The organism is Methylobacterium sp. WSM2598 (assembly GCF_000379105.1).
GTDB lineage: Bacteria > Pseudomonadota > Alphaproteobacteria > Rhizobiales > Beijerinckiaceae > Methylobacterium.
Window position 1 is genome coordinate 5,060,446 of the sequence record NZ_KB900609.1, and the last position, 22,647, is coordinate 5,083,092.

Annotated in this window: 27 protein-coding genes and 1 pseudogene; 18 read left to right on the forward strand and 10 right to left on the reverse strand. The window is 72.3% G+C overall.

Translation table 11 applies throughout. The features are described 5' to 3' along the window. The first annotated feature begins 602 nt into the window (after window positions 1–602). Window positions 603–815: a hypothetical protein gene (locus MET2598_RS0123870; RefSeq protein WP_018262620.1), complete on the forward strand. Its 213-nt coding sequence runs from the start codon at window positions 603–605 to the stop codon at window positions 813–815. A gap of 126 nt (window positions 816–941) precedes the next feature. After that, window positions 942–1,118, forward strand: coding sequence for a hypothetical protein (locus tag MET2598_RS42330; protein WP_012330705.1), 177 nt, complete (start codon window positions 942–944; stop codon window positions 1,116–1,118). A 211-nt stretch (window positions 1,119–1,329) separates the two neighbouring features. Here MET2598_RS42330 and MET2598_RS39840 read toward each other — a convergent pair whose 3' ends face one another. Both MET2598_RS39840 and MET2598_RS37260 read right to left on the reverse strand, forming a co-directional pair. After that, entirely contained in the window at window positions 1,330–1,737 is a 408-nt protein-coding gene (locus tag MET2598_RS39840; protein WP_084673928.1) for a hypothetical protein, read from the reverse strand. Window positions 1,738–1,786: 49 nt separating this feature from the next. After that, window positions 1,787–3,200 (reverse strand): annotated as a pseudogene (locus MET2598_RS37260) (IS30 family transposase). Window positions 3,201–3,442: 242 nt separating this feature from the next. Between MET2598_RS37260 and MET2598_RS42335 the strand changes: the two are divergent. After that, entirely contained in the window at window positions 3,443–3,616 is a 174-nt protein-coding gene (locus tag MET2598_RS42335; RefSeq protein ID WP_012330702.1) for a hypothetical protein, read from the forward strand. A gap of 228 nt (window positions 3,617–3,844) precedes the next feature. Further along, window positions 3,845–4,348 (forward strand): MucR family transcriptional regulator, encoded by a 504-nt coding sequence (locus MET2598_RS0123895; RefSeq protein ID WP_018262622.1) that lies wholly within the window; start codon window positions 3,845–3,847, stop codon window positions 4,346–4,348. Between the two features lie 16 nt (window positions 4,349–4,364). Here MET2598_RS0123895 and MET2598_RS0123900 read toward each other — a convergent pair whose 3' ends face one another. Beyond that, entirely contained in the window at window positions 4,365–4,562 is a 198-nt protein-coding gene (locus tag MET2598_RS0123900) for a hypothetical protein (protein ID WP_012330700.1), read from the reverse strand. A 151-nt stretch (window positions 4,563–4,713) separates the two neighbouring features. Between MET2598_RS0123900 and MET2598_RS0123905 the strand changes: the two genes are divergently transcribed. Further along, entirely contained in the window at window positions 4,714–5,400 is a 687-nt protein-coding gene (locus MET2598_RS0123905; RefSeq protein ID WP_012330699.1) for a Crp/Fnr family transcriptional regulator, read from the forward strand. Window positions 5,401–5,458: 58 nt separating this feature from the next. Here the strand turns inward: MET2598_RS0123905 and MET2598_RS0123910 are convergent, their stop codons facing one another. Together MET2598_RS0123910 and MET2598_RS0123915 are read right to left on the reverse strand one after the other, a co-directional pair. Continuing rightward, window positions 5,459–7,300, reverse strand: a complete 1,842-nt coding sequence (locus MET2598_RS0123910) for a CHASE2 domain-containing protein (RefSeq protein WP_018262623.1) — start codon at window positions 7,298–7,300, stop codon at window positions 5,459–5,461. Next, a complete protein-coding gene (locus tag MET2598_RS0123915) occupies window positions 7,297–7,824 on the reverse strand; it encodes a FecR domain-containing protein (protein WP_012330697.1) in 528 nt (175 codons plus the stop codon). Before MET2598_RS0123915 ends, MET2598_RS0123910 begins: the two co-directional genes overlap by 4 nt. Before the next feature lie 326 nt (window positions 7,825–8,150). On the opposite strand from MET2598_RS0123915, the gene MET2598_RS0123920 reads away from it, so the two are divergent. Together MET2598_RS0123920 and MET2598_RS0123925 are read left to right on the forward strand one after the other, a co-directional pair. Next, entirely contained in the window at window positions 8,151–8,453 is a 303-nt protein-coding gene (locus MET2598_RS0123920) for a hypothetical protein (protein WP_012330696.1), read from the forward strand. A gap of 150 nt (window positions 8,454–8,603) precedes the next feature. After that, entirely contained in the window at window positions 8,604–8,858 is a 255-nt protein-coding gene (locus MET2598_RS0123925; RefSeq protein WP_018262624.1) for a recombinase family protein, read from the forward strand. An 85-nt stretch (window positions 8,859–8,943) separates the two neighbouring features. Here the strand turns inward: MET2598_RS0123925 and MET2598_RS0123930 are convergent, their stop codons facing one another. Then, window positions 8,944–9,213, reverse strand: coding sequence for a hypothetical protein (locus MET2598_RS0123930; RefSeq protein ID WP_012330695.1), 270 nt, complete (start codon window positions 9,211–9,213; stop codon window positions 8,944–8,946). A gap of 136 nt (window positions 9,214–9,349) precedes the next feature. On the opposite strand from MET2598_RS0123930, the gene MET2598_RS37265 reads away from it, so the two are divergent. Then, window positions 9,350–9,523, forward strand: coding sequence for a CsbD family protein (locus MET2598_RS37265; protein WP_018262625.1), 174 nt, complete (start codon window positions 9,350–9,352; stop codon window positions 9,521–9,523). A gap of 160 nt (window positions 9,524–9,683) precedes the next feature. On the opposite strand, the gene MET2598_RS0123940 is transcribed toward MET2598_RS37265, so the two are convergent. After that, entirely contained in the window at window positions 9,684–10,190 is a 507-nt protein-coding gene (locus MET2598_RS0123940) for a hypothetical protein (protein ID WP_018262626.1), read from the reverse strand. Window positions 10,191–10,587: 397 nt separating this feature from the next. On the opposite strand from MET2598_RS0123940, the gene MET2598_RS0123945 reads away from it, so the two are divergent. Beyond that, window positions 10,588–11,085, forward strand: coding sequence for a hypothetical protein (locus tag MET2598_RS0123945; protein ID WP_236728805.1), 498 nt, complete (start codon window positions 10,588–10,590; stop codon window positions 11,083–11,085). 210 nt (window positions 11,086–11,295) lie between these two features. Here the strand turns inward: MET2598_RS0123945 and MET2598_RS0123950 are convergent, their stop codons facing one another. Continuing rightward, window positions 11,296–11,625: a hypothetical protein gene (locus MET2598_RS0123950; RefSeq protein WP_012330691.1), complete on the reverse strand. Its 330-nt coding sequence runs from the start codon at window positions 11,623–11,625 to the stop codon at window positions 11,296–11,298. Between the two features lie 210 nt (window positions 11,626–11,835). Between MET2598_RS0123950 and MET2598_RS42340 the strand changes: the two genes are divergently transcribed. Then, a complete protein-coding gene (locus MET2598_RS42340; RefSeq protein ID WP_012330690.1) occupies window positions 11,836–12,009 on the forward strand; it encodes a hypothetical protein in 174 nt (57 codons plus the stop codon). 109 nt (window positions 12,010–12,118) lie between these two features. On the opposite strand, the gene MET2598_RS0123960 is transcribed toward MET2598_RS42340, so the two are convergent. Then, on the reverse strand, window positions 12,119–12,679 hold the full coding sequence (locus MET2598_RS0123960; RefSeq protein ID WP_012330689.1) for a carboxymuconolactone decarboxylase family protein: 561 nt from the start codon (window positions 12,677–12,679) through the stop codon (window positions 12,119–12,121). A 482-nt stretch (window positions 12,680–13,161) separates the two neighbouring features. On the opposite strand from MET2598_RS0123960, the gene MET2598_RS0123965 reads away from it, so the two are divergent. Further along, window positions 13,162–13,539, forward strand: a complete 378-nt coding sequence (locus MET2598_RS0123965; protein WP_018262628.1) for a response regulator — start codon at window positions 13,162–13,164, stop codon at window positions 13,537–13,539. A 24-nt stretch (window positions 13,540–13,563) separates the two neighbouring features. Here the strand turns inward: MET2598_RS0123965 and MET2598_RS0123970 are convergent, their stop codons facing one another. Beyond that, on the reverse strand, window positions 13,564–14,754 hold the full coding sequence (locus MET2598_RS0123970) for a site-specific DNA-methyltransferase (protein WP_012330687.1): 1,191 nt from the start codon (window positions 14,752–14,754) through the stop codon (window positions 13,564–13,566). Window positions 14,755–15,105: 351 nt separating this feature from the next. On the opposite strand from MET2598_RS0123970, the gene MET2598_RS0123975 reads away from it, so the two are divergent. The 7 genes from MET2598_RS0123975 to MET2598_RS0124005 all read left to right on the forward strand — a co-directional run bounded on the left by MET2598_RS0123975 (window position 15,106) and on the right by MET2598_RS0124005 (window position 22,622). Further along, window positions 15,106–15,480 (forward strand): septal ring lytic transglycosylase RlpA family protein, encoded by a 375-nt coding sequence (locus tag MET2598_RS0123975; RefSeq protein ID WP_012330686.1) that lies wholly within the window; start codon window positions 15,106–15,108, stop codon window positions 15,478–15,480. A 126-nt stretch (window positions 15,481–15,606) separates the two neighbouring features. After that, the gene (locus tag MET2598_RS0123980; protein ID WP_012330685.1) at window positions 15,607–15,921 is read left to right on the forward strand and encodes a polyhydroxyalkanoic acid system family protein; all 315 of its coding nucleotides are present in this window, start codon (window positions 15,607–15,609) and stop codon (window positions 15,919–15,921) included. A 56-nt stretch (window positions 15,922–15,977) separates the two neighbouring features. After that, complete coding sequence (locus MET2598_RS0123985; RefSeq protein WP_012330684.1) at window positions 15,978–16,175, forward strand: hypothetical protein; 198 nt, start codon at window positions 15,978–15,980, stop codon at window positions 16,173–16,175. A gap of 134 nt (window positions 16,176–16,309) precedes the next feature. Further along, entirely contained in the window at window positions 16,310–17,314 is a 1,005-nt protein-coding gene (locus MET2598_RS0123990; protein WP_018262632.1) for a DUF2891 domain-containing protein, read from the forward strand. A 101-nt stretch (window positions 17,315–17,415) separates the two neighbouring features. After that, window positions 17,416–18,405 (forward strand): MBL fold metallo-hydrolase, encoded by a 990-nt coding sequence (locus MET2598_RS0123995; RefSeq protein ID WP_236728806.1) that lies wholly within the window; start codon window positions 17,416–17,418, stop codon window positions 18,403–18,405. 82 nt (window positions 18,406–18,487) lie between these two features. Next, entirely contained in the window at window positions 18,488–20,305 is a 1,818-nt protein-coding gene (locus MET2598_RS0124000) for an ABC-F family ATP-binding cassette domain-containing protein (protein WP_018262634.1), read from the forward strand. A 748-nt stretch (window positions 20,306–21,053) separates the two neighbouring features. Continuing rightward, complete coding sequence (locus tag MET2598_RS0124005; RefSeq protein WP_026190921.1) at window positions 21,054–22,622, forward strand: porin; 1,569 nt, start codon at window positions 21,054–21,056, stop codon at window positions 22,620–22,622. Window positions 22,623–22,647 lie beyond the last annotated feature (25 nt).

Sequence of the window (22,647 nt, forward strand, 5' to 3'; positions counted from 1 at the left end):
TGGACTGCGGATCGGCGGGCAGGAACGGTGTCGCCGGCTCTGCTCCATCTGCGTCAGGGGCGCTCCCCGCCCGCCGACGCGGGCCGCCGCGCCGGCGGGCGCGGCCGGGTCCCGCCCGCCGCTCGGCCATGCGGGAGGCGTGGACCTCCCCTGCTATTTTCAAGATTGATAGTAACGGGGGGATCCGTTAGCGAGCTAAGGATCGATCGCGGCGCGGCGCCGACCCCGCCCGGCCTCGCGGTGACTCCCGCGCTCCGCCCGGTTCGGGCCCGATCATCGCCGCCGCGGTCGGCCGCCTGCCCCCTTCACCACACACAGAGTCGAGATGAGAGCGTTTCGTCGTTACTGGGCGCGCCGGAGATGGACATCGGCGCGCCGGCAGCATCCGGATCTCGCGCCTGACCGGACGGAGGTCCTGCTCGGCGTCATTGCCGCCTTCGTGTCCCTGAGCCTCGGGTCGAGCGGGATCCTGCTCGTCGTCGTGAAGTAGCCGGCGGGCCGCGGGGCGGGCGTGGGGCCGCGCCGGAGGCAGCGCGGGAGCAAGGACCGCCGCGGCGCGTTGCCCAGGACCAAGCCCGCGGGAGCCGGGCCCGGAGGAGCGCATGCCGAACCGCACCTACACCGTTCGCAGGGAGAGTGACGGCTGGGGCGTCTACGCTCTCCAGACCGGGGAGCCCGTCCGGGTGAACGGGCGCGCGCAGACGGGCTTGCCCCTCGAGACGGCGACCGAACTCGCGGAATCGCTGCGGCTGCTCGCGGCCGTCGGGCGCGAGAGTGCCGAGCGCCCGGCCGTGGAGCGCCGGCCGCTCCAGTGATCGCCGGGCGAGGGGCCGTCCCGGCGAGCGGGCGCTCTCGCGCGGAGTCAGAACAAACGCGGCGCATCGACGTTGCCCCGGTTCGAGCCGGTCCGTGGAGGACGGGCAGGAGACGGGAGATCACGGATGAGGAAGATCGCAGCCGCCACCGCCGCGCTGATCGTGCTGGCCGGGCCCGTGCTGGCCCAGGGCCGTCCGGCGGGGAGTTCGTCCGGAGCGGCGAGCAACGCCGAGGAGAACAGCAAGCCCACCTCGAACACGGCCGGCGGCGGCGGGAGCGGATCCGCCGGGGGCGGCAAGTAGCGCCGGAAGGCGCGTGACACCCCTCGCCGGCCGCGCGCCGGCGAGGCAGGACCGCCGCGCCCAGGGCGCGGCGGCCGGACCGCGGCCCCGCAGGAGCAGTCCGTCGCGACGCGGCCGCGGCGCTCGCACGGAGGGAGGGCGATGGTGGGCGCGCACCACACGCGCGGGAGCCGGGCGGTCATCCTCATCCTCGGCTTCGTGGTCGGGCTGTTCACCCTGGCCGGCATCCTGCTCGTTCTCGTGAAGTGATCCGGGATCCGCTCGATCGAAGCGGATCACGCGCCTGCGCGGCGCCTGAGCGCGGCGCCTGAGCGAAGCCGACATCCGCATCGCCGAAATGGAAGATGGCGAAGCCATCAACTGGATGGCGTATGCCAAGCCCGCGCGGCGCCTGAGCGACGCCGACATCCGCATGGCCGACATCGGAGATGGCGAAGCCATCAACCGGATGGCGCATGCCAAGCCCGCGCGGCGCCTGAGCGAAGCCGACATCCGCATGGCCGACATCGGAGATGGCGAAGCCATCAACCGGATGTCGGATGAGGCTCGCCGCGCGGCGGGTCCGGCCGCGCGGCGCGTGGTCCGGCGGCGCGGCCGCACACGCGATCGGCGTCCTCACCTTTGGCGGTCAAGCCCAGATACTGCGAGTCTTGCTAAGATGCTTGGGTTCAAGCGGTCGTCGCAACACCATCTTGCACGGCAGCCAGCACAGCGTCGAGCGCCTCTGCCGGCGTCTTCCAGTTCAGCGTCTTGCGCGGTCTGCTGTTGAGGGCTGCGGCCACAGCAGCAAGATCGTTCGCGCTGTGGGCGCTCAGATCCGTTCCTTTCGGGAAGTACGGTCGCAGTAACCCGTTCGTATTCTCGTTCGTCCCCCGCTGCCAGGGTGAGCGTGGATCGCAGAAGTAGACCTGCAGACCCGCGTCGATCCGCAAGCGCGCGTGCTCGGCCATCCGCGTACCCTGGTCCCAGGTCAACGAGCGCCGCAGCTGCTCGGGCAAGCGCGCGATCGTGCCGGCGATCGCCTCGCGCACCGCCTGGGCCCCGTGCCCCGCCAGCGCCGGGCCGTTCTTCGCACGCGGTGTCACCCCATGGGCCGTCCATCGGCGGAAGATGCAGCAGCATCGTAAAGCGCGTCGTGCGGCTCGACCAGGGTCCCGATCGCCGAACTCTTCAGACCCAGGATCAGATCTCCTTCCCAGTGCCCCGGCACCGCGCGGGGTCCTCCACCTCGGCGCGACGCTCGCTGATGAGCACCTCGGGGGTGGACGAACGACCTGCCTCGGCCCAGCTGGCGCGGCCCGCGGGCACACGCAAAGCCCGTCCTGTGCGAAGACACGCGGTCAGCTCACGCTTCAGCCCGCCCCGGCCCTGGGATGTAGGAGCGCCTGATAGATCGCCTCGTGACTGATGCGCATCGTCGTATCGCCCGGAAAGTCGAGCCGTAGGCGCTCGGCGATCTGCTGCGGACTCCAGGATCGACCCCATCGCCGGCTCTGGCGTCGCCCGTGCCGCCGTCCCTTCCAGGCAACGCTAGGGGCCAGGCAGAGCGCTCCCGGCCCGTGTCGCGACAGTTCCGGCGCGAGCCGCTCCTGCACGTACGTCCGCAGCGCTGCGTTCCCCGCCAGTTTTGCTGGCTTGGGCCGGCGTGCCGCGCGTTCAGCGTGCCACTGCGCGGTCGTGGCGCGATAGTCCAGGCCGCCACTGCGGGTCGCCGCATTGCGGCGCAATTCCCGCGAGATGGTCGACGCCGCCCGTCCCAGACGCCGAGCGACGTCCCGGACCCCGTGACCTTGCGCTTGTAGGATCGCGATCTCCCTCCCGCTCAGCCAACGACAGGTAGCGCGCAGAAGGCGACTTGGATGATGGTGACAGGTGGGGAAGTGCCATTCCGCCTGCTGTCCGGAACCACCGCGAGCCGACCGGTGGCGAGATCCCGAGCTTCATCGCTGCGACCTCGCTGGAGAGACCCTGCGCGAGGAACGCCCAGAACCCCCCCCGCGTCTCGCGCAGACCGACCCCGGGACGACCCGGTGACCGCAGCTTCTCGCGAAGTGCCCGATCCGAACGCCGCCGACCTGCCATCACAACCGCCCTCCGCCAAGCCGTTGCGACGACCACTTGAATCCACCGCTGTTCTCCATCAAATGAATGATGCGACGGCCCTGGATTTGTGCTTGTGATCAGGGCAAGCGCTGCCAATCGGCAATATGCTTGAAAATTGAACTTTGACTTGATCAGTTTTGGCGGCACAGTAGTTCGGCAAGGCTGAAGTCGCGGCATGAGCGACAGCTTTGTCATTCACCTGCCATGCTGGGGAGTCGCGCATGCGCAAGATTGGCTTGTTTGTTGCGGCTTTTGCACTCGCCACAGTCGCCTTCTGGGCGACAATGCTGACCGACCCGCCGAGAACACAGGCGAAGATGCCTGCCGGCATCGACACCACCGAGATCACGCTGAGAACGCCGCTGCCGCCCGGAGCCGGCTACGATACGTTCTGACGAACGGCGGTCCCGAACGCGGACACCCTGTCCCGGAGGCGCGGCACGCGCTGAAGACTCGCGGGGCAGGGGGTTGCGCGGAGAGGCTCGTGGGGAGAGGCTCGTGAAGGGAGGCTTGCCGGGCGCCCGTTCTGCCGGTCCTTCGATTTCGGCCTCCTCCCGTATGATGCGTGCGCCGATCGTGGTATGTCCTGCCCCCGTCGGACCCGTATGGCAGGCAGGATTGTGATGGGCGCCGATGACGACAAGGTGGGGCGGCCCGATCCCCTCGACCTGATGGGCTTGGCCAGCGATCTGGTGTCGGCCTATTCTCGCCTTACGGCGGAGATCGTGTCGACCTGTCTTGAGCGGAGCTTGTCGATAGCCGGTTTTCCGGCAGCCGCTCAACCGGACGCGCCGCCGCAGCCCGAAAGGCCGGTGCCGCCCGTGCCGATCGAGAGCACCGTCACGCCGGAGCACATCGTCAGCCTGGAGAACGGGAAGCCCTACAGGTCCCTGAAGCGCCACCTCGCCGCGCGCGGGCTCACGCCGGAGCAGTACCGAGCGAAATGGGGCCTGCCGCCCGACTATCCGATGACGGCCGCCGCGTCGGGCGGGCGCCCCGCCGCCGGACCGGACCCTGCGGTGCCGGTCGGGCCGAGGGCGAGGCGGCCGAAGGGACGCGCGGGATCGGCGGGTCGGCCCGGCCGCGGGAGGGGCGGATCCCCGGCGGCGCCCCGCGGCGAGACCTGATCCCGCGCGCCGGCCCTCACGTCACGCGCACCACGCCCGTCGCCTTGCCGGACTTGTCGTGCCCGACGATGTACCAGTTGCCGTTCATCTCGTAGTAGGTCGCCAGCCCCCCGACGACGCCGTCGAGGCTGTCGAGGTCGAGCGCGGCCTCGGCCCGCGGCCGCGGGGAAGCGTCGTCGTCCGTCGTCTCGGTCCTGAGCAGGGGATGTGTCATCGTCGCGTCTCCGATCCGTCGCCTCGTCCGAGGCAGGATCAGGATGGTGCCCGCCCGCCCGGCCGACCGTGATCCGGATCACACTCCCCCGGCACCGGGTCCGGTCGTGCTATGCTGGACCGCGCCGCGCCGGCCGAGGAGGAGCGACCCGATGTCGGAGGCCCACCCGCTCTCACGGCTCCTGCGGGCGAATCCCTTCTTCTCCGGCCTCGGGGAGGACGTCCTTCAGGCGGTCGCGCGCCTGTGCGTGACCCGCAGCCTCGGGGCGCAGGAGGTGCTGTTCCAGAAGAACGATCCGGCCGACGCCCTCTACGCGGTGCGCCGGGGCGAGATCCGGATCGGCACGGGGACGCAGGAGGGCCGCCAGCTCACCCTCAACCTGCTCGGGCCCGGCGACGTCTTCGGCGAGGTCGCGCTCCTCGACGGCCATCCCCGCACCGCCGACGCGGTGGCGACCGAGCCCACGGACCTGTTCGTGATCCGGCGCCGGGACCTGCTCGACCTCCTGGCGCAGCAGCCGCGGATCGCCGTCGCGCTGATCGAACTCCTGTGCCGGCGCGTGCGCTGGATGAGCGAGCGGATGGAGGAGACGACCTTCCTGCCCGTCCCGGCGCGGCTCGCCCGCCGGCTCACGGCCCTGGCGGAGGATTACGGGGACGACATCGCCGTGTCGCAGGAGGAGCTCGCGGAATTCGCCAATACGACCCGCGAGACCGTGAACCGCCAGCTGCAGGCGTGGCGCCACGAGGCGCTGGTGGAGCTCGGGCGGCGGCGGATCCGCCTGCGCGACCGCGCCGCCCTGGCGATGATCGCCGGCCACGACCGGGCGAAGGGGTGACGGCGGGCCGCGGAGGCCGGCGGATCGCGTCGCGGGGCGGCTCTCGGCTCGGCTCGGGTCAGGCCGGTTTCAGCCAGCGGAAGGCCACCCCGAGCGGCCGGGCCCGGCCCCGGATGGCCACGGGGCGGAGCGCCTCGAAGGCGGCGCGCGCGGCCGGCGAGGCCCGGGTGGCCGCGAGCAGGTCCTCGCTCGCCACCAGGGCGGCGCCGTGCGCCTTGCCGACCTCCATCAGGCGGCTCGCGACGTTGACGCTGTCGCCCGTGGCGGTGATGTGCTGGTGGTCGTCCGACCCGAGGCGCGACACCACCACGGTGCCGTGATGGGCGCCGACCCGCAGGTCGAGGCCGCTCGTCCGCGGATCCGCCGCGAGCCACGCCCGCACCCGCGGCACGAGGGCGAAGGCCGCCGCGAGGGCGCGGTCGGCGTCGTCCGGGCGCGGGTCCGGCAGGCCGAACAGGCACATGGCGCCGTCCCCCATGAAGGCGAGCACGACACCGCCCGCGCGGGTGACCTCCTCCTCCACGATGCCGTGGAAGGCGCGCAGGAAGCCGCGGGTCTGCGCCGGTCCGAGCCGCTCGCTCAGGGCGGTGAAGCCGCTGAGGTCCACGAACACGATGCCGGCCTGCTGGGTCACCGGGGCGGCGAGGAAGCCGGCATCGCCGGCGATGCGGTCGGCCAGGGCCGGCGGGTGGAAGACGCGCAGGGCCTGCTCGGCGCGGGCGAGCCGGCCCGCCCGCCGGCGCTCCAGCACGACCCGGCCGGCCGTCGCGAGGGCCGCCACCGGCAGGATCGCCGCGAGCGGCAGCGTGGCGGAGAACCACAGGCCGCCCTGCGCGAAGGCCGCCTGGGTGAGGGCCAGCCACGCGCCCGCCGCGAGCCCGAGCAGGGCGAGGCCGAGGGCGGGCGGCGCGAGGGCCGGCAGGAGGGCGCCCGCCAGGGCGAGCGCGAGCGCCGCCGCCGCGTCGACGCGCCGGACCCGGCGGTCGCGCACGAGCCCGTCGCCGGCGACGAGGTGCGCCACGCCGGTCGCCAGCACCTCGACGCCCGGCAGGATCGGGTCGAACGGCGTCGCGAAGCTGTCGCCCGCCGCCGTGGCGGTCGAGCCGACGACCAGCACGTGGTCCCGCAGCGCCTCGGGCGGGGTCCGGCCGGCCAGCACGGCCGCCGCGCTCAGGGTGGGAAGCGTGCCGCGCGGGCCGTAGAAGCGCAGCGGCAGGCTGAGCCCGAGATCGGGCCTCACCGCCGCCCGGCCGATCCGCAGCTCGTCCCCGGCGAGGGAGGGGGCGGCGCCGGCCGCCCGGGCGGCGAGTTCGAGGGCGAAGGAGGGAAGGAGCGCGTCGCCGCTGCGGATGAGCAGCGGGACGTGGCGCGGGGTGCCGCCGCTGTCGGTCGAGACGTTGACGAGGCCGAGACCGGTGCCGGTCCGGATCGCCTCGACCGGCCACAGGATGCGGCTCGCCCGCGGCACGTCCGTCCCGTCGCCCTCCGCACCCTCGGGTGGGAACAGTGCCGCGCCCGCGACGACGGCGTTCGCCTCCCGCAGCGAGGCGGCGAGATCCAGGTCGGCGCCCTCCGCCCCGGGCTCCAGGAACAGCAGGTCGAGGCCGATCGCCCGCGGCCGGCCCGCGCTCAGCCGGCGCACCAGCGCGGCGAGGGTGCCGCGGGGGAGCGGGAAGCGGCCCGCCTCGGCGACGGTCGCGTCGTCGAGGGCCACGATCACCACATCGGGCGGCGCGGGCCGCGCGCCCGCGAGGGTGAAGCGCAGGTCGAGCAGCGGCGCCTCGATCCGGTCGAGGAGCCCCGCCCGCCCGTCGAGGTGGAGGGAAGCGAGCAGTCCCGCCCAGGCGCCGGCCAGCGCCAAAGCCGCGAGCGCGGCGAGGGCGCGCGGCCGCGTCGTCACCGCCCGAACCGCGCCAGGAGCCCGGCCGCCCGCTCCGGGCTCCAGCGCTTGACCGCGAGCGGCTCGGTCCCGGCCTCGACGTCGACCCCGTCCCCGTCGCGCAGCGTCACGGCCGGGCCGGAGGGCCGGGACACCGAGACCGCGCCCCGGCGCACGAAGACGGAGGTGCGGGCCGGCGTGACGTCCACCGCCCAGACCGTGCCCCGGACCGAGGCGATCGCGTGGGGCGTGCGGATCTGGAAGGCGCCGCGGCGGGCCGGCGCGTCGACCAGGAGCCCGCGCCCGCTGAGTTCGGCGGCTTCCGGGCGCCCGTCCCGGTTCCGGTCGAGCAGCCGGTAGAGGGAGCCCCGCTCCGCGCTCAGCGTGAACCCGTCGGGGCAGGACAGTTCCTCGCGCGGCGGGTCCGTGTAGGGCGTGATCGTGCAGCCGCGCCCCTGCGACCGGGCCGACCCCGGAAGGACCAGGCAGACGCCGACCAGGACCGCCCCGATCCGCCTCGCTCGCTGCCGCGCCCGGCTGGTCATGGTCGTTCTCCGCCCTGATCGGTTCTCGCGGGCCGCACTCTACCGTTGCCGGGCCCGTCTCGTCTCGCGGCCGGGCGGCGTTTCCTTCGGGATTACGGTCCGCCGACACGGCCGTGCGGGCCCCTTTGCGCATCATTGATGAAAGTTGTGGCTCGATTGCTGCGACGAGGATTGGCATGCCACGGGCCGACTTCCCTTGTGGAAGGCCGGCCGGACGCTCGGGCGCGCAATCCTGGTTCCCTTTGATCTGGCACAAGACCTTCGTGTCAGGCCTGACGTACGCTAGGCCAATTGTTCTAGGGCGGAAACGGGACAGTGTTGGCGAAATGCAGCACGATGTGACTTTCCGAAAGGCCGTGGTCGACACGGGCTCGCACGATTGCGACGCACGCCTGCTCTTCCTCGGGCGGCGCCTCCTGTGCGTCCTCGTGCGCCTCTCGGACGAGGTCCACCGCGCCTCGGACCTGCACCGGCGATGGTACCTGGAGGTCGGCTTCGGCCCGTGCCAGCCGCTACCGACCCGCAATCCCATCTTCGCGACGATCGCGGAGGCCAAGGCCTGGGCCCGGGACTGCGTGCTGCACGAGCCCCCGGAGTGCCGCGACCGGCCCGACGCCCGCGCGCCGTGAGCGGCGGCCCGCCCCGGCGCGCGGCCGCGCCCGAGGCGGCCGCGCAGCCCCGCGGGAGCCGTCACAACCCAGTGATCGCGGCGGTTTCGCTTGTGGAGGTGCAATCCCGGTGCTAGCCGAAGGGGCGAGGGGGTCTCGGGTTCGAGACCGATGCAGTTCGACAATCACAAGTTCGCCGGTCTGAGGCGATCGCGGGACAAGGGCATCCAGACGAGCGTGGCGATTCGGGCCGCGGCGGCGGCCGAGCGGGCTGCCTTGACTGTCCCGGTCATCCGCGAAGTGCAGGCGGCGGGCGCGGTCAGCTTGAACGAGATTGCGGGCGCCCTGAACGCCCGCGGCATTCCGACGGCGCGCGGGCGGAGCTGGAGCGCCGTCCAGGTGCGGCGGGTGCTGCAGCGCGCCTGACGGGGCTCTCCCGGCGCGCCGGGAGAGCCCGCGCTTCCGGGGCCGGATCCGGCCCCGGGGCGGGGTTCCCGGCCGGGCCGGGAGGTCAGTCGCAATCCTCGCGGTGCACGGTCTTCGAGTCGCCGAGGTCGTTCTCCTTGCGGACGGTCGTGTGCGAGCAGCCGCCGCGGCCCTCGACGACCGTGCGCCGGTCCGGTCCGCTCGCCACGCCGCCGACGCCCGCGCCCACCGCCGCGCCGACCGGTCCGCCCGCGGCGGCGCCGGCAGCCGCGCCCGCCGCGGCCCCGGCCTCGCCCGCGACCGCCGCCGACCCCGCCATCGCCGCCAGGGCAATGCCCAGGATGAACCGTTTCATCGCGTCGCTCCTCTCGTGTCGATGCTCCGTAACGGCGCCGCGGCCGCTTCGTTCCTGGTCGAAAAGTCGGGAACGATGGCCGCCGCTGCCCCGTTTGTGGGGCATCGACGCAGTGTCGCAGAGACGGGAGCGAGACATGGACAAGGATCGCATCGAAGGATCGGCCACGAATGTCGGCGGCAAGATCAAGGAAGGCGCCGGAAAGCTGACCGGGGACGAGAAGCTGCGCAGCGAGGGCGTCGCCGATCAGGTCAAGGGCAAGGTCCAGAACGCCGTCGGCGGCATCAAGGACGCCATCAAGGGCCGGTGAGACCGGCCAAGGGCCCGTGAGACTGGCGAAGGGCCGGTGAGACCGGCGCCTCGCAGGGGATGAGGACGCGCCCGCCCGGGCCGTCGCCCCCCATCGCCGCGGACGAAGCCCGCCGCGCGGGCGGGCTTCGATCCGTGACGTCCGCGCGGGAGGGGCGGCCTCAGCAGCCGCAGCCGTACCCGTACCCATAGCCCCCGTAGCCGACCGGCGCCACGGCGTAGCCGTAGCTGGCCGGCGCGTAGCTGCCGTAGCCGTAGCTGCCGTAATCGTAGGTCACGCCGTAGGTCGAGGGGGCGTAGGCATAGCCGTAGGCCGCGCCGGCGGCCAGCCCGAGCCCCAGCCCGGCGGCGAGCCCGTAGCCGCGGCGGTAGCCGTAGCCGCCGTAATAGCCCCGCCCGCCGTAAACGCCGTAGCCGCGGCCCGCATAGCCGCCGTAATAGCCGCGACCGCCGACGAACCCGTATCCGTGGCCGCCGTAGCGGCCGTAGCCGTAGGCCGCGCGGTGTCCGCCGAAGCCGCCCCGGAAGGCCGAGGCCCGGTATCCGGCGAAACCGCCATGGTAGCCCCCGTGATAGCCGCCGTAGCGGTAGCCGCCGGCTTCGGCCGCGGTCGAGGTCAGGGCGAGGGCCGCGCCCAGGGCGGCGGCGGGCAGGACGAGCGACTTCATCGCGGAGACTCCAGGATCGGATTGCGGGTCGGGTTTGCCGGACTGTGGTCGCGCCCGTGTGGAATCGGAACGGTGCAGACTACGGAGCGGTCCCGGGGAACCGCCGAGGCCTCGCCGGCCTCTCCGCCGAGGGTCCACGCGTGCCGCCTGCGCGTGCAGTCGCAAAAAGCACACCCTCCCGGGGATCGCCTTCCTGGCCGCCAAATCAGCTGTACAGCTCGGTGCGGGCCGCTAGTATTCGCGGGTTTGTTGCCCGTACGGAAGCCGCGCCATGCCCGCCACATCACAGGTTATGCTGATACTGGCATTCATCGCATGTCTCTCGACTGCCAGCCTGCTGATCAGCTGGCGAACCCTCCGGCATCTGCAGCGAAGCGCGCGGAAGGCCGCCCAGAGCATGTGGTCGCTCCACGTCGGAACCCACGCGGTGCCGGGTGCGCGGGGGATGCTGTTCTACATCCGCCTGAGCGATCCGAGGCGGAACCGCTTCCGCGTCGGCTACATCAGGGTTCGCGGCCCGCGGGGGGCGGGCGTGTCGGCCGCGGAGTTCCGGCCCGCCGGGCCCTCCGGCGCGGGCGGCTACGCGCATATCGCCTTCAAGCGCGTCCTGTCGCCGAACCGCGAGATCCTCGACCGGACGCAGTTTGAGCCGGGCGCGGCCGGCGAGGGGCCGGGGGAGGGGCGGCTGTACTTCTTCGTCACGCCGCGCCCCTCCGGCCTCTTCCGCCGCGCGCGGCCGCAGCGCCTCGTCGTGGAGGTCGGGGTCGAGGAGGTGGCGCCGGACCGCGACGCGCAGCGGCTTCGCCTCGTCAGCGAGGTCGTGGACTGGACGACGCTCCCGGACGCCGCGCCGGCCGCGGCGCCGGCGCTCACGGCCCAGGCGGCCGGAGGATAGGCCGGCCGCGCGGCGACGGCCGTCGCGGCGAGGCCGAGCCGGACAGCTGCGCCGGAAGCCGAGGGATCTCCGACCTCTGATACGCCATCCGGTTGATGGCTTCGCCATCTCCGATTTCGGCCATGCGGATGTCGGCTTCGCTCAGGCGCCGCGCTCAGGCGCCGCGCAGGCTCGTGATCCGGGATCCGCTTCGATCAACCGGATCCCGGATCAGTAGAGCTGGCCGTCGAGGCTGGCGGGCGAGCCGGGGGGCAGGGGAGCGAGGCTGTTCACGCTGTCGCCGATGATCCCGGGCGGGCCGCTGAACCCGGTCACGCCGCTCGGGTCGCGGGCCGGGCCGCGCCGGGGCGGCACGCGCGAGACCGGGACGAATCCGTGCCGGATCAGCCGCGCGTCGAGCCGGTCGAGCCGGCGCAGGTCGTGCCGGACCGGCACCCAGCGGGCGCTCCGGGAGGCGCCCGGCCCGTCGCGAGCCTCGCGGGCCTCGGCGGGGGGCGCCGCGAGCGCGGCCAGGATGAGCAGGCAGGGGAGGCGTGACATCGGTCGTCCTTCGCGAGGTCGAGAGATGTCGGAACATGCGGGGCGGTGCCTGCCAAGTTCCGCCGCTCACCGGGCAGTGATCCGCCGGACACGGGCGGCGCGAGCCGCCGGCATCGACTTTGGCCTGATCCGGGAAGGTCACGCTGGAGCCGGAGGAACACTTGCGCCGTTGAGGAAGAGCCGACCGCGTCCCGTTGCAGGAGACCGACGATGAAGGAGAGCACCACCGCAGCCCCGCCATCCCCGGCGACGCCGGCCACCGGCCTCGCGGCCGCGCCCGCCGCTCCGGCGCGGCCGGGCCCGATCCCCGACATGGGCGACCCCGGCGGACGCCGGGCCGCCATCGAGAGCTGGCTGCGCTCGCGGCGGCCCACCTCCGTGTGAGGGCGGGCTAGAGCAGCACCCGGTCACGTTGCCATCGGGTGCTGCTCTAGGTCTTTGATCTTGCCGCATTTTCTGCGACGAACCGGCATCCACTTCGTCCGAAAATGCTCTAGTCGGGCACCGGAACGTCGAACCCGTTGAGGGTGACCGACACGCAGCAATAGAGGCCGACCAGGTTGATGAGCTCGGCGAGCCCGTCCTCGCCGAACTCGGCCCTGGCCTGCTCGTAGTTGAGCTTCGGCAGCAGGCGCCCCGTCACCAGGGCGGAGGCCACGTCGTAGGCGATCGCCTCCGCCCGGCCGAGATCGGGCGGGCGCTGGCCGGCGCAGATCGTCGCGATCGTGTCGTCGGACAGGCCCCGCAGCTCCGCCACCAGGATGTGCGCGTAGAGTTCGTAGCCCGAGTGGAAATGCGTGCCGGTGACCAGGATCGCCACCTCGCGCACGGTCCTGGGCAGGGTCGGCGCCGCCGACAGTGCCTTCACCAGTTCCCAGACCGGCCCGCCGAAGCGCGGGAAACGCAGCCACGGGGCCCAGGGTCCGATCAGGGCGCCGTCCTCCCGGATCGCCGTGAAGCCCTTGAAGCTCGTCTCGATGCCGTGACGCATGTCGTCGTACAGGGGGCGCTGCTCCGCCGTGAGGTCGGAGGGCGGGATGGGGGGCAGGCGCATGGCGCGTCTCCTCTGGCAGGTCTCCGCTGGCCGGTCTCCGCACCGGGCTCGGCCGGCAGGTCGCGCGGGTCGATGCGGCGGCGATGCGACGCCCCAGGCGCGCCGCCCGGGGGCAGGTAGCGCGGTGCTGCGCTGCGAAAAGGCGCGGCGCCGCATCCGCCGCGCGGCGCCCCTCCGCCCCGGCCGCGGCACCCGCCCGCCTCTCATTCCCTTGGGTTAGGTCGCACGATGGGCGCCCGGCGCGCCCAATTGAGCATGAATCGCTCAAACGCGCCGTTACCGCTCAAATGTTGATGCACAAGTTTCGGTGAGGTTTCGCCTAGGCCTCCGGGGTTAGCCAACGCGACTGAATTGCGGCTCCGCAGAAACCGGCTGTACGATCGTCAGAGTTGCGAGGCCGGCGCGTCCCTGACCGGTTTCGACGGCCGTCATCACCGCGGCGGCACGGTGAAAGCTCGGCTGTACGAAGTGGAACCGCTGGCATGACGCAAGAGAGTGGGAGGCCCGCGGACGTCCTGATCGTCGAGGACGACCGGTTGATGCGCACCCTGATGGGCGAGATCCTGGCGCGGGCCGGGATCCGGGCCGCCGAGGCGGGGGACGCGGATTCCGCCATGCGGATGCTCGGCGAGGGGCCGGGACCCCGGGTTCTGGTGACCGATCCCGGGATGAGCGGCGGCGCCCCCTTCGCGGGGGCCGCGCAACGGCGCTGGCCGGGCCTGCGGGTGGTGATGACCTCGGGCTCCTGGGCGGAGGCCGAGCCGCTGCCGACCGCCTTCCGGCTGCTGCCCAAGCCCTTCCGGCCCTCCGTCTTCCTGCGCGAGGTCGGGGCGCTGCTCCCGCCGCGCCCCGAGGCGTGAGGCGCCTCGGCCGCGGCGGGCGCCTCAGGCCGCCGTCTCCAGGCCGGCGCGGATCTGGGCCCTCAGGGCATCGATCACGACGAGCCGGCCGCCGCGCTCCGTGTGCCAGAAGGTCCAGCCATTGCAGGCCGGGAGGCCCTGGACCAGGGCGCCGATCTTGTGGATCGAGCCGCAGGCCGGCCCGACGCTGAGCGTGCCGTCGGGCCGCACCAGGGCCCGGAAGCGCCGCCGCTCGTCGGTGAGCTGGCTGCCCGGCGCGATCAGCCCGGCCTCGATCAGGTTCAGGAAGGGCACCCGCGGCTCCGCCCGCTTGGCCGGGGCGGTGAGCAGGGCCGCCGTCGAGAGGGGCTCGACCGCGGCGATCCGGGCGCGGGCCGCCGCCGCGTAGGCGGACTCCCGCTCGATCCCGATGAAGCGCCGGCCCAGGCGCTTGGCGACCGCCCCGGTCGTGCCCGTGCCGAAGAAGGGATCCAGCACCACGTCGCCCGGGTTCGAGGCCGACAGGATGGTGCGGGCGAGGAGCGCCTCGGGCTTCTGGGTCGGGTGCAGCTTGCGGCCGTCCTCGCCCTTGAGCCGCTCCTCGCCGGTGCAGAGCGGCAGGAACCAGTCCGAGCGCATCTGCAGGTCGTCGTTGCCCCCCTTCAGGGACTCGTAGTGGAAGGTGTAGCCCTTCTGCGCGCTGCGGGAGGCCCAGATCAGGGTCTCGTGGGCGTTGGTGAAGCGCTTGCCGCGGAAGTTCGGCATCGGATTGGCCTTGCGCCAGACGATGTCGTTCAGGATCCAGAAACCAAGATCCTGCAGCGCGCTCCCGACCCGGAAGATGTTGTGGTACGAGCCGATCACCCAGAGGGTCGCGTTCGGCTTCATCACCCGGCGGCAGGCCTGCAGCCACTGGCGGGTGAAGGCGTCGTAGGCCTCGAAGCTGGCGAACTGATCCCAGTCGTCGTCGACCGCGTCGACGGCGCTCTGGTCGGGGCGAAGCAGGGCCGCTTCACCCAATTGGAGGTTGTAGGGCGGATCGGCGAAGACGAGGTCCACGCTCGATGGCGGCAGCGCGTCGAGGGCGGCGAGGCAGTCGCCCTGGATCACTTCGTCGAGGGGAAGACGCGGGGCGGACGGGACGAGACCCATCCGCGGCGCCGACGCAGCACGCCCGGTACGCGAGACTTGTTTCCGGGCGGCGGCGCCGGCGACCGCGGTACGCGGGGAAGCCATGGCGAACACCGGTTACGCGACTGACAGGGGGACCTTGCCCCGGTCACGGTAAAGGCCTGGTTGCGCTCAGAAACGTTCGCCGTCTCGAATTGGGGCTGCAATTTTTGCCGAGTCGCCCTTTGGGCGCGTCGAGGCCCGTATCTCCGCAATACTGAAAAATTGCAATCCAGGTCGATCCCCGCTGTGAAAATTACGACCGTTCAGGATCATCAGCAACCATCAAGCTGTGCTTGGGCGGGAGGCAAGACATCAGCGCAGGATAGGTGTGATCATGTCGCATGACGGCGGTCACATTTTGGTCCTGTTCGGGATCGATTGATCGACCTGCGATCAACAAGCAGGGAATGCGGGATGAGCAGCGGACGAGCCGTGCGTCGACCGGTGGCGTTGTATCTGGGTGGGGCGCTGGCCCTGGCGGGGCTGGGGGAGATCGGGACCGTCTCCGAGGCCGCGGCCCAGTCCGGCCGGGCCTCCTGGTACGGCTCCGGCCAGCGCACGGCGAGCGGCGAGCGCTTCAATCCCAACGGCCTCACGGCGGCCCACCGCAGCCTGCCCTTCGGCACCCGCGTGCGGGTGACGAACACCGCCAACGGCCGCTCCGTCGTGGTGCGCATCAACGACCGCGGCCCCTTCGCGGGCGGGCGGATCATCGACCTCAGCCGCGGCTCCGCGCGGGCCATCGGCATGGGCGGCGTCACCCACGTGGCGCTCCAGCGGCTCGACTGAGCCGCGCGCCGCGCGGCGCCCGCACGGGCGGCTTCCTCGGGACCGTGACGCTGGCTATGGAGGGCCTCTCCGGGGTGAACATCCCGGGGGACCGTCCGCGCGCGGTGGGCACAGGGAGTTGACGTGATGGCAAAACCTCTGGTTGTGGTGATACCGCATCAGCTCGGCCTGGCGGAGGCGCATCGGCGCCTGGACAGCGGCATCGGCGAGGCGAAGGCGATGCTCCAGAAGGCGGGCCTCAGCATGGCCGAGGCGAGCTGGGAGGGGGAGCGCCTCTCCTTCGCGGTCGGCGCCTTGAACCAGAAGGTGGACGGGCACATCGACGTGGCGGCGGACACCGTGCGGGTCGAGGTGAACCTGCCGCTGATCCTGTCGGTCTTCGCCGGCGCGGTGCAGAAGGTGATCGACCAGAACGGCACCAAGCTCCTCACCAAGAAGTAGCCGGAACTCCTGCGGCAGGACCCGGTTGGCTCCGGGACTCGACGAAGGAGCCCGCCATGGCCAATCCCGGATCCCCGGACCAACCCTACGATCCCGTGCCGCCCTCGCCGGGGCCCGGCCCCGACACGCCCACCACCGTGCCGACCGAGGCGCCGGGCGACCGGCCGGTGGAGATCCCGGTCAACGATCCCGGCACCTCGCCGGCGGTCGCCCCGGACCCCTCCCCGACGGGGCCCGCCAACCCGACGATGTGAGCGCGGGCGCGGCGCGTGCGGGCCGGTCCCCGCCGCGCGCCGCGCCTCCGCTTGACCGGCGAGGGACACTGCCGCGCAGTGCCGGACGGCCGCGCGCCCGATTCGCGCCGGCCCTGCGCCGGAGACGCGCGACGATGCAGACAGGCCTGACCCCGGACCGCGCGTCCCGCTTCGCGGCGCTCACGCTCGGCCACGTCACCCGCGAATACCCCTACCTTCCGGGCCTCGTGCTGACCGGGCCGCAGGATGCGCGCCCGCCCGCCGCCCTGCACCCGATCTTCCACGGCAGCTTCGACTGGCATTCCTGCGTCCACGGCTACTGGCTGCTCGCCCGCCTGCTGGCGCGCGAACCGGCCGCGCCCTGGGCCGAGTCCGTGCGCACCCTGTTCGACCACTCCCTGGTGCCCGCGAAGGTCGCCGGGGAATGCGCCACCCTCTCGGCGCCCGCCGCCGCGCGCTTCGAGCGCCCCTACGGCTGGGCGTGGCTCCTGAAGCTCGCCGAGGCCCTCGCGCGCCTGCCGGAGCCGCGCTGGGCCGAGGCCCTCGCGCCGCTGACCGCGCTCATCGCGGCGCGCGTCCGCGAGATCCTGCCGGTCTCGCCCTATCCGGTCCGGGTCGGGACCCACTTCAACACCGCCTTCGCCCTGCGCCTCGCGGCGGATTACGCCGAGGGCGCGGGCGATTCCGCCCTGACCGGCCGGCTCCTGGCGATGGCCTGGGCGTGGTACGGCGCCGACGCGGCGTGCCCCGCCTGGGGCGAACCGAGTGGGGACGACTTCCTCTCCTCCGCCCTGATCGAGGCCGAGTGCATGCGGCGCCTGCTGCCGCCGGAGCGCTTCCTGCCGTGGTTCGCCCGCTTCCTGCCGGACCTCGCCGCCGGGCAGCCGGAGACCCTGTTCCGGCCCGCCACGGTGGCCGACCGCGGCGACGGCAAGATCGCGCATCTCGACGGGCTCAACCTGAGCCGGGCGTGGTGCCTGCGCGCCCTGGCGCGGGCCCTGCCGCGAGACGATCCCCGCGTGCCGCCGATGCGGGCGGCCGCCGAGGCGCACCTGGCCGCGAGCCTGCCGCACCTCGCCGACCACTACATGGGCGCGCATTGGCTCGCGAGCTTCGCCGTGCTGGCGCTGGAGGCGTGAGGGGCCGCGGCGTGGCGGGACGCTGGCGCCGGTGTCCCGAATCGGATGAACCTGCTCCCGGACGCAGAACGCTGCGCCGTGCCTGGGAGGAGAGCCGCGCCATGCTTCGTTCCACGATGACCACCCGCCGCGCCGTCCTGGCCGGGGCGGCCGGGGCCCTGCTGCTGCCGCGCGAGGGGCGGGCCAGGATACCGCTCGGCCAGCCGCAGGCGCCGTACTACTACCGCTTCATGCTCGGCGAGGCCGAGTGCACGGTCGTGTCGGACGGGCTGCTCCCGCTCGGCGACCCCAGGGCCGCCTTCGTCAACATCGACAAGGACGAGATCGCGCGCGAGCTGCGGGAATCCTTCCTGCCCGCCTCCGCGGCGACACTGGAGCAGAACGTCCTGGTGGTGAATTTCGGCGACCGCGCCGTGCTGTTCGACACCGGGATGGGCACCGACACGCTGTTCGGCACCACCACCGGCAAGCTCCTGACCACGCTGCGCCAAGCCGGGATCGACCCGGCCCAGATCGACGCGGTCGTGATGAGCCACGCCCATATCGACCATTGCGGCGGGCTGGTCGCCGACGACGGCACTCCCAATTTCCCCAACGCGCAATACTATATCGGCCAAGCCGACTTCGAGTACTGGACCGACGACTCCAAGGTGCCGGCGGCCTATCCGGCCCGAGGCAACTTCCTCGCGCAGGCGCGCAAGAACCTGCTGCCGCTGCGCGATCGGCTGCACTTCTACAGGGATCACGAGCAGATCCTGCCGGGAGTCACCGCCCTGGCGGCGCCCGGGCACACGGTCAGCCACACGATCTTCATGATCGAGTCCGGCGGCAAGTCGCTGTGCTACATCGGCGATCTGGCCCACCACCCGGTGCTGCTGCTGGAGCGGCCGCGCACCCAATTCGCGTACGACACCGATCCGGTCCAGTCGGCGGAGAGCCGGGTGCGGATGCTGACGATGCTGGCGGCCAACCGGGTGCCCCTGCTCGCCTACCACTTCGCGTGGCCCGGCATCGGCCACGTCGCCCGGCAGGGGGATGGGTTCCGCTACGTCCCGGCCCCGATCCAGATGCAGGGCGTGGGCGCCCTCTGAACCCGGGCCGGGGGCGCGCGGCGGCGCGAGGGCACCGTCTGACGGCTTTTGCGCGGGGCCGCGCGCTGCCATAACCCCGCCCATGGCCGCTCCCCCGCTCCTCACCCTCCAGGACGTCGCCCTCACCTTCGGAGGCACCCCGCTCATCGTGCAGGCGGACCTCGCCATCGCGCCGGGCGAGCGGGCCTGCCTCGTCGGCCGCAACGGCTCGGGCAAGTCCACGCTGCTGCGCATCGCCGCGGGCCTGCTGGAGCCGGATCGCGGCGTGCGCTTCCTGCAGCCCGGCACCACGGTGCGCTACCTCGCCCAGGAGCCCGACTTCTCGGGCTTCCCCTCGACGCTCGCCTTCGTGGAGGCGGGGCTCGGCCCCGGCGACGAACCCTACCGCGCCCGCTACCTCCTGGAGAGCCTCGGCCTCACCGGCGAGGAGGATCCGGCCCGGCTCTCCGGCGGCGAGGCGCGCCGGGCGGCCCTCGCCCAGGCGATGGCGCCCGAGCCCGACATCCTGCTCCTCGACGAGCCGACGAACCACCTCGACCTGCCGGCGATCGAGTGGCTGGAGGCGGAGCTGAGGGCGGCGCGCTCGGCGCTGGTCCTGATCAGCCACGACCGCCGCTTCCTCGAGAACCTGTCGCGGGCGACGGTCTGGCTCGACCGGGGCGTGACGCGCCGGATCGAGCAGGGCTTCTCGGCCTTCGAAGCGTGGCGCGACGCCTTCTTCGAGGAGGAGGAGCGCGACCGCCACAAGCTCGACCGCAAGATCGCCGCCGAGGAGGATTGGCTGCGCTACGGCGTCACCGCCCGGCGCAAGCGCAACGTCAAGCGCCTCGCCGGCCTCCACGACCTGCGCCGGCAGCGCAGGGAGCATCGCGGGCCGGTGGGCACGGTCAGCATGGCCTCCGCCGAGGCCGAGGCCTCCGGCACCCTGGTGGTCGAGGCCGTGAGGGCCGGCAAGAGCTACGACGGGCGCGCCGTCGTGCGCGACCTCTCGCTGCGGATCCACCGGGGTGACCGGCTCGGGATCGTCGGCCCCAACGGCGCCGGCAAGACGACCCTGGTCAACCTCCTCACCGGCCGCCTCGCCCCCGACGAGGGGAACGTGCGGGTCGGGGCGAACGTCACCCTCAACCTCCTCGACCAGCGCCGCGCCGCCCTCGATCCGGAGCGGAGCGTCGCCGAGGTGCTCACCGGCGGGGGCAGCGACTCCGTCGCGGTGGGCGGGCAGACCCGCCACGTCATCGGCTACATGAAGGACTTTCTGTTCGCGCCCGAGCAGGCCCGCACCCCCGTCGGCGTCCTCTCGGGCGGCGAGCGCAACCGGCTGCTCCTCGCCCGGGCGCTGGCCACGCCGGCCAACCTGCTGGTCCTCGACGAGCCGACCAACGACCTCGACCTCGAGACCCTGGACCTGCTGCAGGAGATGCTCACCGACTTCTCCGGCACCCTGATCCTGGTGAGCCACGACCGCGACTTCCTCGACCGGGTCGTCGGGGAGGTGCTGGTCGCGGAGGCAGAGGGGCGCTGGAGCCTCTACGCGGGCGGCTACTCGGACATGGTGGCCCAGCGGGGGAGGGGGGTCGAGGCCCGCCCGGCCGAGCCGCGGCCGGCCCCGGCCCCGAAGGACCCGGCGCCGGCCGCGGCCCGGAAATCCGAGCCGGCCCGCCGCCGCCTCGGCTTCAACGAGCAGCACGAGCTCAAGACCCTGCCCAAGCGCATCGCGGCCCTGGAGGCGGCCGCGGTCAAGCTGCGCGCGGCCCTCGCCGATCCGACCCTCTACGCCCGGGACCCTGCCCGGTTCGAGACGATCTCCCGCGGGCTCGCCACGGCCGAGTCGGACCTCGCCGCGGCCGAGGAGCGCTGGCTCGCCCTCGAGATGCTGCGCGAGGAGCTGGAGGGCTGAGAGGTTGAAAATCGAGCGGTTTCCGACGTCTGATCCGGGATCCGCTCGATTGAAGCCGATCCCGGATCACGAGCCTGCGCGGCGCCTGAGCGAACGCCGTTGCCGGAGCGTTGAGCCGCCGCGAGGCACCATGCCTCCCGGGTCCCGGATCTCCCTTCGCTGACGCGTCGGGCGTCCGGGAAAGGCGGAGCGGGCGCCTAGTGGCCGGATGCCGGCCTTGCCGGATGGCGAGGCTGAACCGATCGAGCGGGGAACCGTGGCAAGGGCCCGAGCACGCGAGGCGACGGCCCGCCCCCGCGGCGTCCGCCGCCGCGCGCCCCCGCGTCGCCCCGGACGATCCTGCTTTCGCCCGGCGCCGGCAGCCGTCCGAGAGTCGTGGCGCGATGCTCCGGTCCCGCCCGAGGCCCAGCCGGAAGCAGATCCGTCGCGCGCGATCGATCCCGCCGGGCAGCGCGCTGTATCAGCAGGCCCGCCTCCCTCGTCGGTGCTCTACCAATATTTCGTTGCCTGCGTGCAACAATGCGGCGGAAAGCCGGCCAGAGTCCGGCCGCCCAAGCGGAACAATGTTGATCGTGCGGGGAGCGTCCCGCATGGTGATTGGGCGCCGGGCACAAGCCCGGAGCGGTTCGGCCGCTGCCCCGTGCGGGAGGGCTGAGTCGGCGGGGATAAGAGTGGCGTGGATCGGATCCCTCCGGGTCCGGGTGGCACAGTCGTTCACCCCAAGGGTCTCGAAACTTTGGAGGTCTCGATGAGGCTCGTTAAGAGCTTACTGCTCGGGTCCGCGGCTGGTCTGACGGTCGTGGCTGGGGCACAGGCGGCCGATCTGCCGGTCAAGAAGGCGGCTCCGGTTGAGTACGTGCGGATCTGCTCGGCCTACGGCGCGGGCTTCTTCTACATCCCGGGCACCGATACCTGCCTGCGCGTCGGCGGCCGCGCCCGCTTCGAGGCGACCTACGTCCAGCCCCTGATCCGCGGCGACACGGTCGGCTATCGCGGCCTCGGCCGCCTGAACCTCGATGCCCGCACGCAGACCGGCTACGGCACCCTGCGCGCCTTCGTCCGCTTCGAGCTCGCCAGCCGCACCGGCGGCTTCTTGAAGTCCGGCACCCAGGAGCGCATCGCGAACGCCTTCGCCGCCACCGGCGTCGACACCAACGCCCGCGTCCAGCAGTTCGTGAACGTCGACAAGGCCTTCATCCAGTTCGCCGGCCTCACCGCCGGTCGCGCGGCCTCGTTCTACGACTTCTACGCCCACGACTTCGAAATCAACGCCGTCTCGCTCGGCTCGGACGTCGCCTCGACGAACCTGCTCGCCTACACGGCGACGTTCGGCGAGGGCTTCTCGGCCACGATCTCGATGGAAGATTCGAACTTCCGCAAGAATCCCATTTTCGGGAACATCACCGTTGGCGTAACTCCGACCGTTAACTTGGCTCCGGTGCTAACTCCGGGGCAAGGCCTGGGATTTGCCAATCTCGACGCTATCCAGCGGTCGCGCCTTCCTGACTTCGTGGGCGTTCTCCGCTACGACGCCGCATGGGGTTCGGCGCAGATCTCTGCGGCCGTTCACGAGCTCAATACGGGCAACTACGTCACAACTGGACCGCTCAACGGTGCCGCTGTTGCGATCAGCCGTCCCCAAACCGAGTACGGGTGGGCGGTTCAGGGTGGCCTCAAGGTCAACCTGCCCTTTATCGCCGCGGGCGACTCGCTCTACCTGCAGGGCTCCTACGGTGAAGGCACCACGGTCTACACTGGCCTGCCTGCTTACAACGGGACCTACACCCTCACGGGCAGTGCGACCGCTGGCATCTTCAATCAGTATTATGCCGACGCCATCGTCGACCCTGTGACCGGCAGGCTCTCGCTCTCTGACAGCTGGACGGTCGTCGGTTCGTACCTCCACTACTGGGCTCCGGAGTGGCGGTCGGCCTTCATCGGTAGCTACGGCGAGATTAGCTACAATCGGGCAGCTCGCATCAACAGTGCGCTGCTGAACGTCGGCGGCCTGCCGAACCCGGGAACGGCGCTTGGCCTCGCGCGCCTTGCGCTCAGCCCGGTTCTGCGCGACTCCAACCAGATCGTCGCGGGCGCAAGCCTGATCTGGTCGCCGGTGAAGGATCTCGATATCGGCGTCGAGGGGCTGTACGTCCGGCAGGCTCTGAACAACGGTCGCATCATCGACCCGAACAAGGGCGCTGTCATCGCTGCGGCCGTCCAGGCGAACACGGCAACGGCGGCTCAGCTTGCCACCGCGCCGACCATCAACAGCCAGGACACGTTCCAGGTCCGCATGCGCGTCCAGCGCGACTTCTGATCGGATCGACCGATCCCGAGACGGG

Excerpts from the sequence above, each read along its gene's own strand:
- MET2598_RS0123995 (WP_236728806.1), top strand. The coding sequence starts at position 17,416 with ATGCTTCGTTCCACGATGACCACCCGCCGCGCCGTCCTGGCCGGGGCG.
- MET2598_RS0123980 (WP_012330685.1), top strand. The coding sequence starts at position 15,607 with ATGGCAAAACCTCTGGTTGTGGTGATACCGCATCAGCTCGGCCTGGCG.
- MET2598_RS0123970 (WP_012330687.1), bottom strand. The coding sequence starts at position 14,754 with ATGGCTTCCCCGCGTACCGCGGTCGCCGGCGCCGCCGCCCGGAAACAA.
- MET2598_RS0123965 (WP_018262628.1), top strand. The coding sequence starts at position 13,162 with ATGACGCAAGAGAGTGGGAGGCCCGCGGACGTCCTGATCGTCGAGGAC.
- MET2598_RS0123895 (WP_018262622.1), top strand. The coding sequence starts at position 3,845 with ATGGGCGCCGATGACGACAAGGTGGGGCGGCCCGATCCCCTCGACCTG.
- MET2598_RS42335 (WP_012330702.1), top strand. The coding sequence starts at position 3,443 with ATGCGCAAGATTGGCTTGTTTGTTGCGGCTTTTGCACTCGCCACAGTC.
- MET2598_RS0124000 (WP_018262634.1), top strand. The coding sequence starts at position 18,488 with ATGGCCGCTCCCCCGCTCCTCACCCTCCAGGACGTCGCCCTCACCTTC.
- MET2598_RS42330 (WP_012330705.1), top strand. The coding sequence starts at position 942 with ATGAGGAAGATCGCAGCCGCCACCGCCGCGCTGATCGTGCTGGCCGGG.
- MET2598_RS0123930 (WP_012330695.1), bottom strand. The coding sequence starts at position 9,213 with ATGAAACGGTTCATCCTGGGCATTGCCCTGGCGGCGATGGCGGGGTCG.
- MET2598_RS0123925 (WP_018262624.1), top strand. The coding sequence starts at position 8,604 with ATGCAGTTCGACAATCACAAGTTCGCCGGTCTGAGGCGATCGCGGGAC.
- MET2598_RS0123975 (WP_012330686.1), top strand. The coding sequence starts at position 15,106 with ATGAGCAGCGGACGAGCCGTGCGTCGACCGGTGGCGTTGTATCTGGGT.
- MET2598_RS0123950 (WP_012330691.1), bottom strand. The coding sequence starts at position 11,625 with ATGTCACGCCTCCCCTGCCTGCTCATCCTGGCCGCGCTCGCGGCGCCC.
- MET2598_RS0123915 (WP_012330697.1), bottom strand. The coding sequence starts at position 7,824 with ATGACCAGCCGGGCGCGGCAGCGAGCGAGGCGGATCGGGGCGGTCCTG.
- MET2598_RS0123870 (WP_018262620.1), top strand. The coding sequence starts at position 603 with ATGCCGAACCGCACCTACACCGTTCGCAGGGAGAGTGACGGCTGGGGC.
- MET2598_RS0124005 (WP_026190921.1), top strand. The coding sequence starts at position 21,054 with ATGAGGCTCGTTAAGAGCTTACTGCTCGGGTCCGCGGCTGGTCTGACG.
- MET2598_RS0123960 (WP_012330689.1), bottom strand. The coding sequence starts at position 12,679 with ATGCGCCTGCCCCCCATCCCGCCCTCCGACCTCACGGCGGAGCAGCGC.
- MET2598_RS0123985 (WP_012330684.1), top strand. The coding sequence starts at position 15,978 with ATGGCCAATCCCGGATCCCCGGACCAACCCTACGATCCCGTGCCGCCC.
- MET2598_RS0123900 (WP_012330700.1), bottom strand. The coding sequence starts at position 4,562 with ATGACACATCCCCTGCTCAGGACCGAGACGACGGACGACGACGCTTCC.
- MET2598_RS0123920 (WP_012330696.1), top strand. The coding sequence starts at position 8,151 with ATGCAGCACGATGTGACTTTCCGAAAGGCCGTGGTCGACACGGGCTCG.
- MET2598_RS0123940 (WP_018262626.1), bottom strand. The coding sequence starts at position 10,190 with ATGAAGTCGCTCGTCCTGCCCGCCGCCGCCCTGGGCGCGGCCCTCGCC.
- MET2598_RS0123945 (WP_236728805.1), top strand. The coding sequence starts at position 10,588 with ATGTGGTCGCTCCACGTCGGAACCCACGCGGTGCCGGGTGCGCGGGGG.
- MET2598_RS0123990 (WP_018262632.1), top strand. The coding sequence starts at position 16,310 with ATGCAGACAGGCCTGACCCCGGACCGCGCGTCCCGCTTCGCGGCGCTC.
- MET2598_RS0123905 (WP_012330699.1), top strand. The coding sequence starts at position 4,714 with ATGTCGGAGGCCCACCCGCTCTCACGGCTCCTGCGGGCGAATCCCTTC.
- MET2598_RS42340 (WP_012330690.1), top strand. The coding sequence starts at position 11,836 with ATGAAGGAGAGCACCACCGCAGCCCCGCCATCCCCGGCGACGCCGGCC.
- MET2598_RS37265 (WP_018262625.1), top strand. The coding sequence starts at position 9,350 with ATGGACAAGGATCGCATCGAAGGATCGGCCACGAATGTCGGCGGCAAG.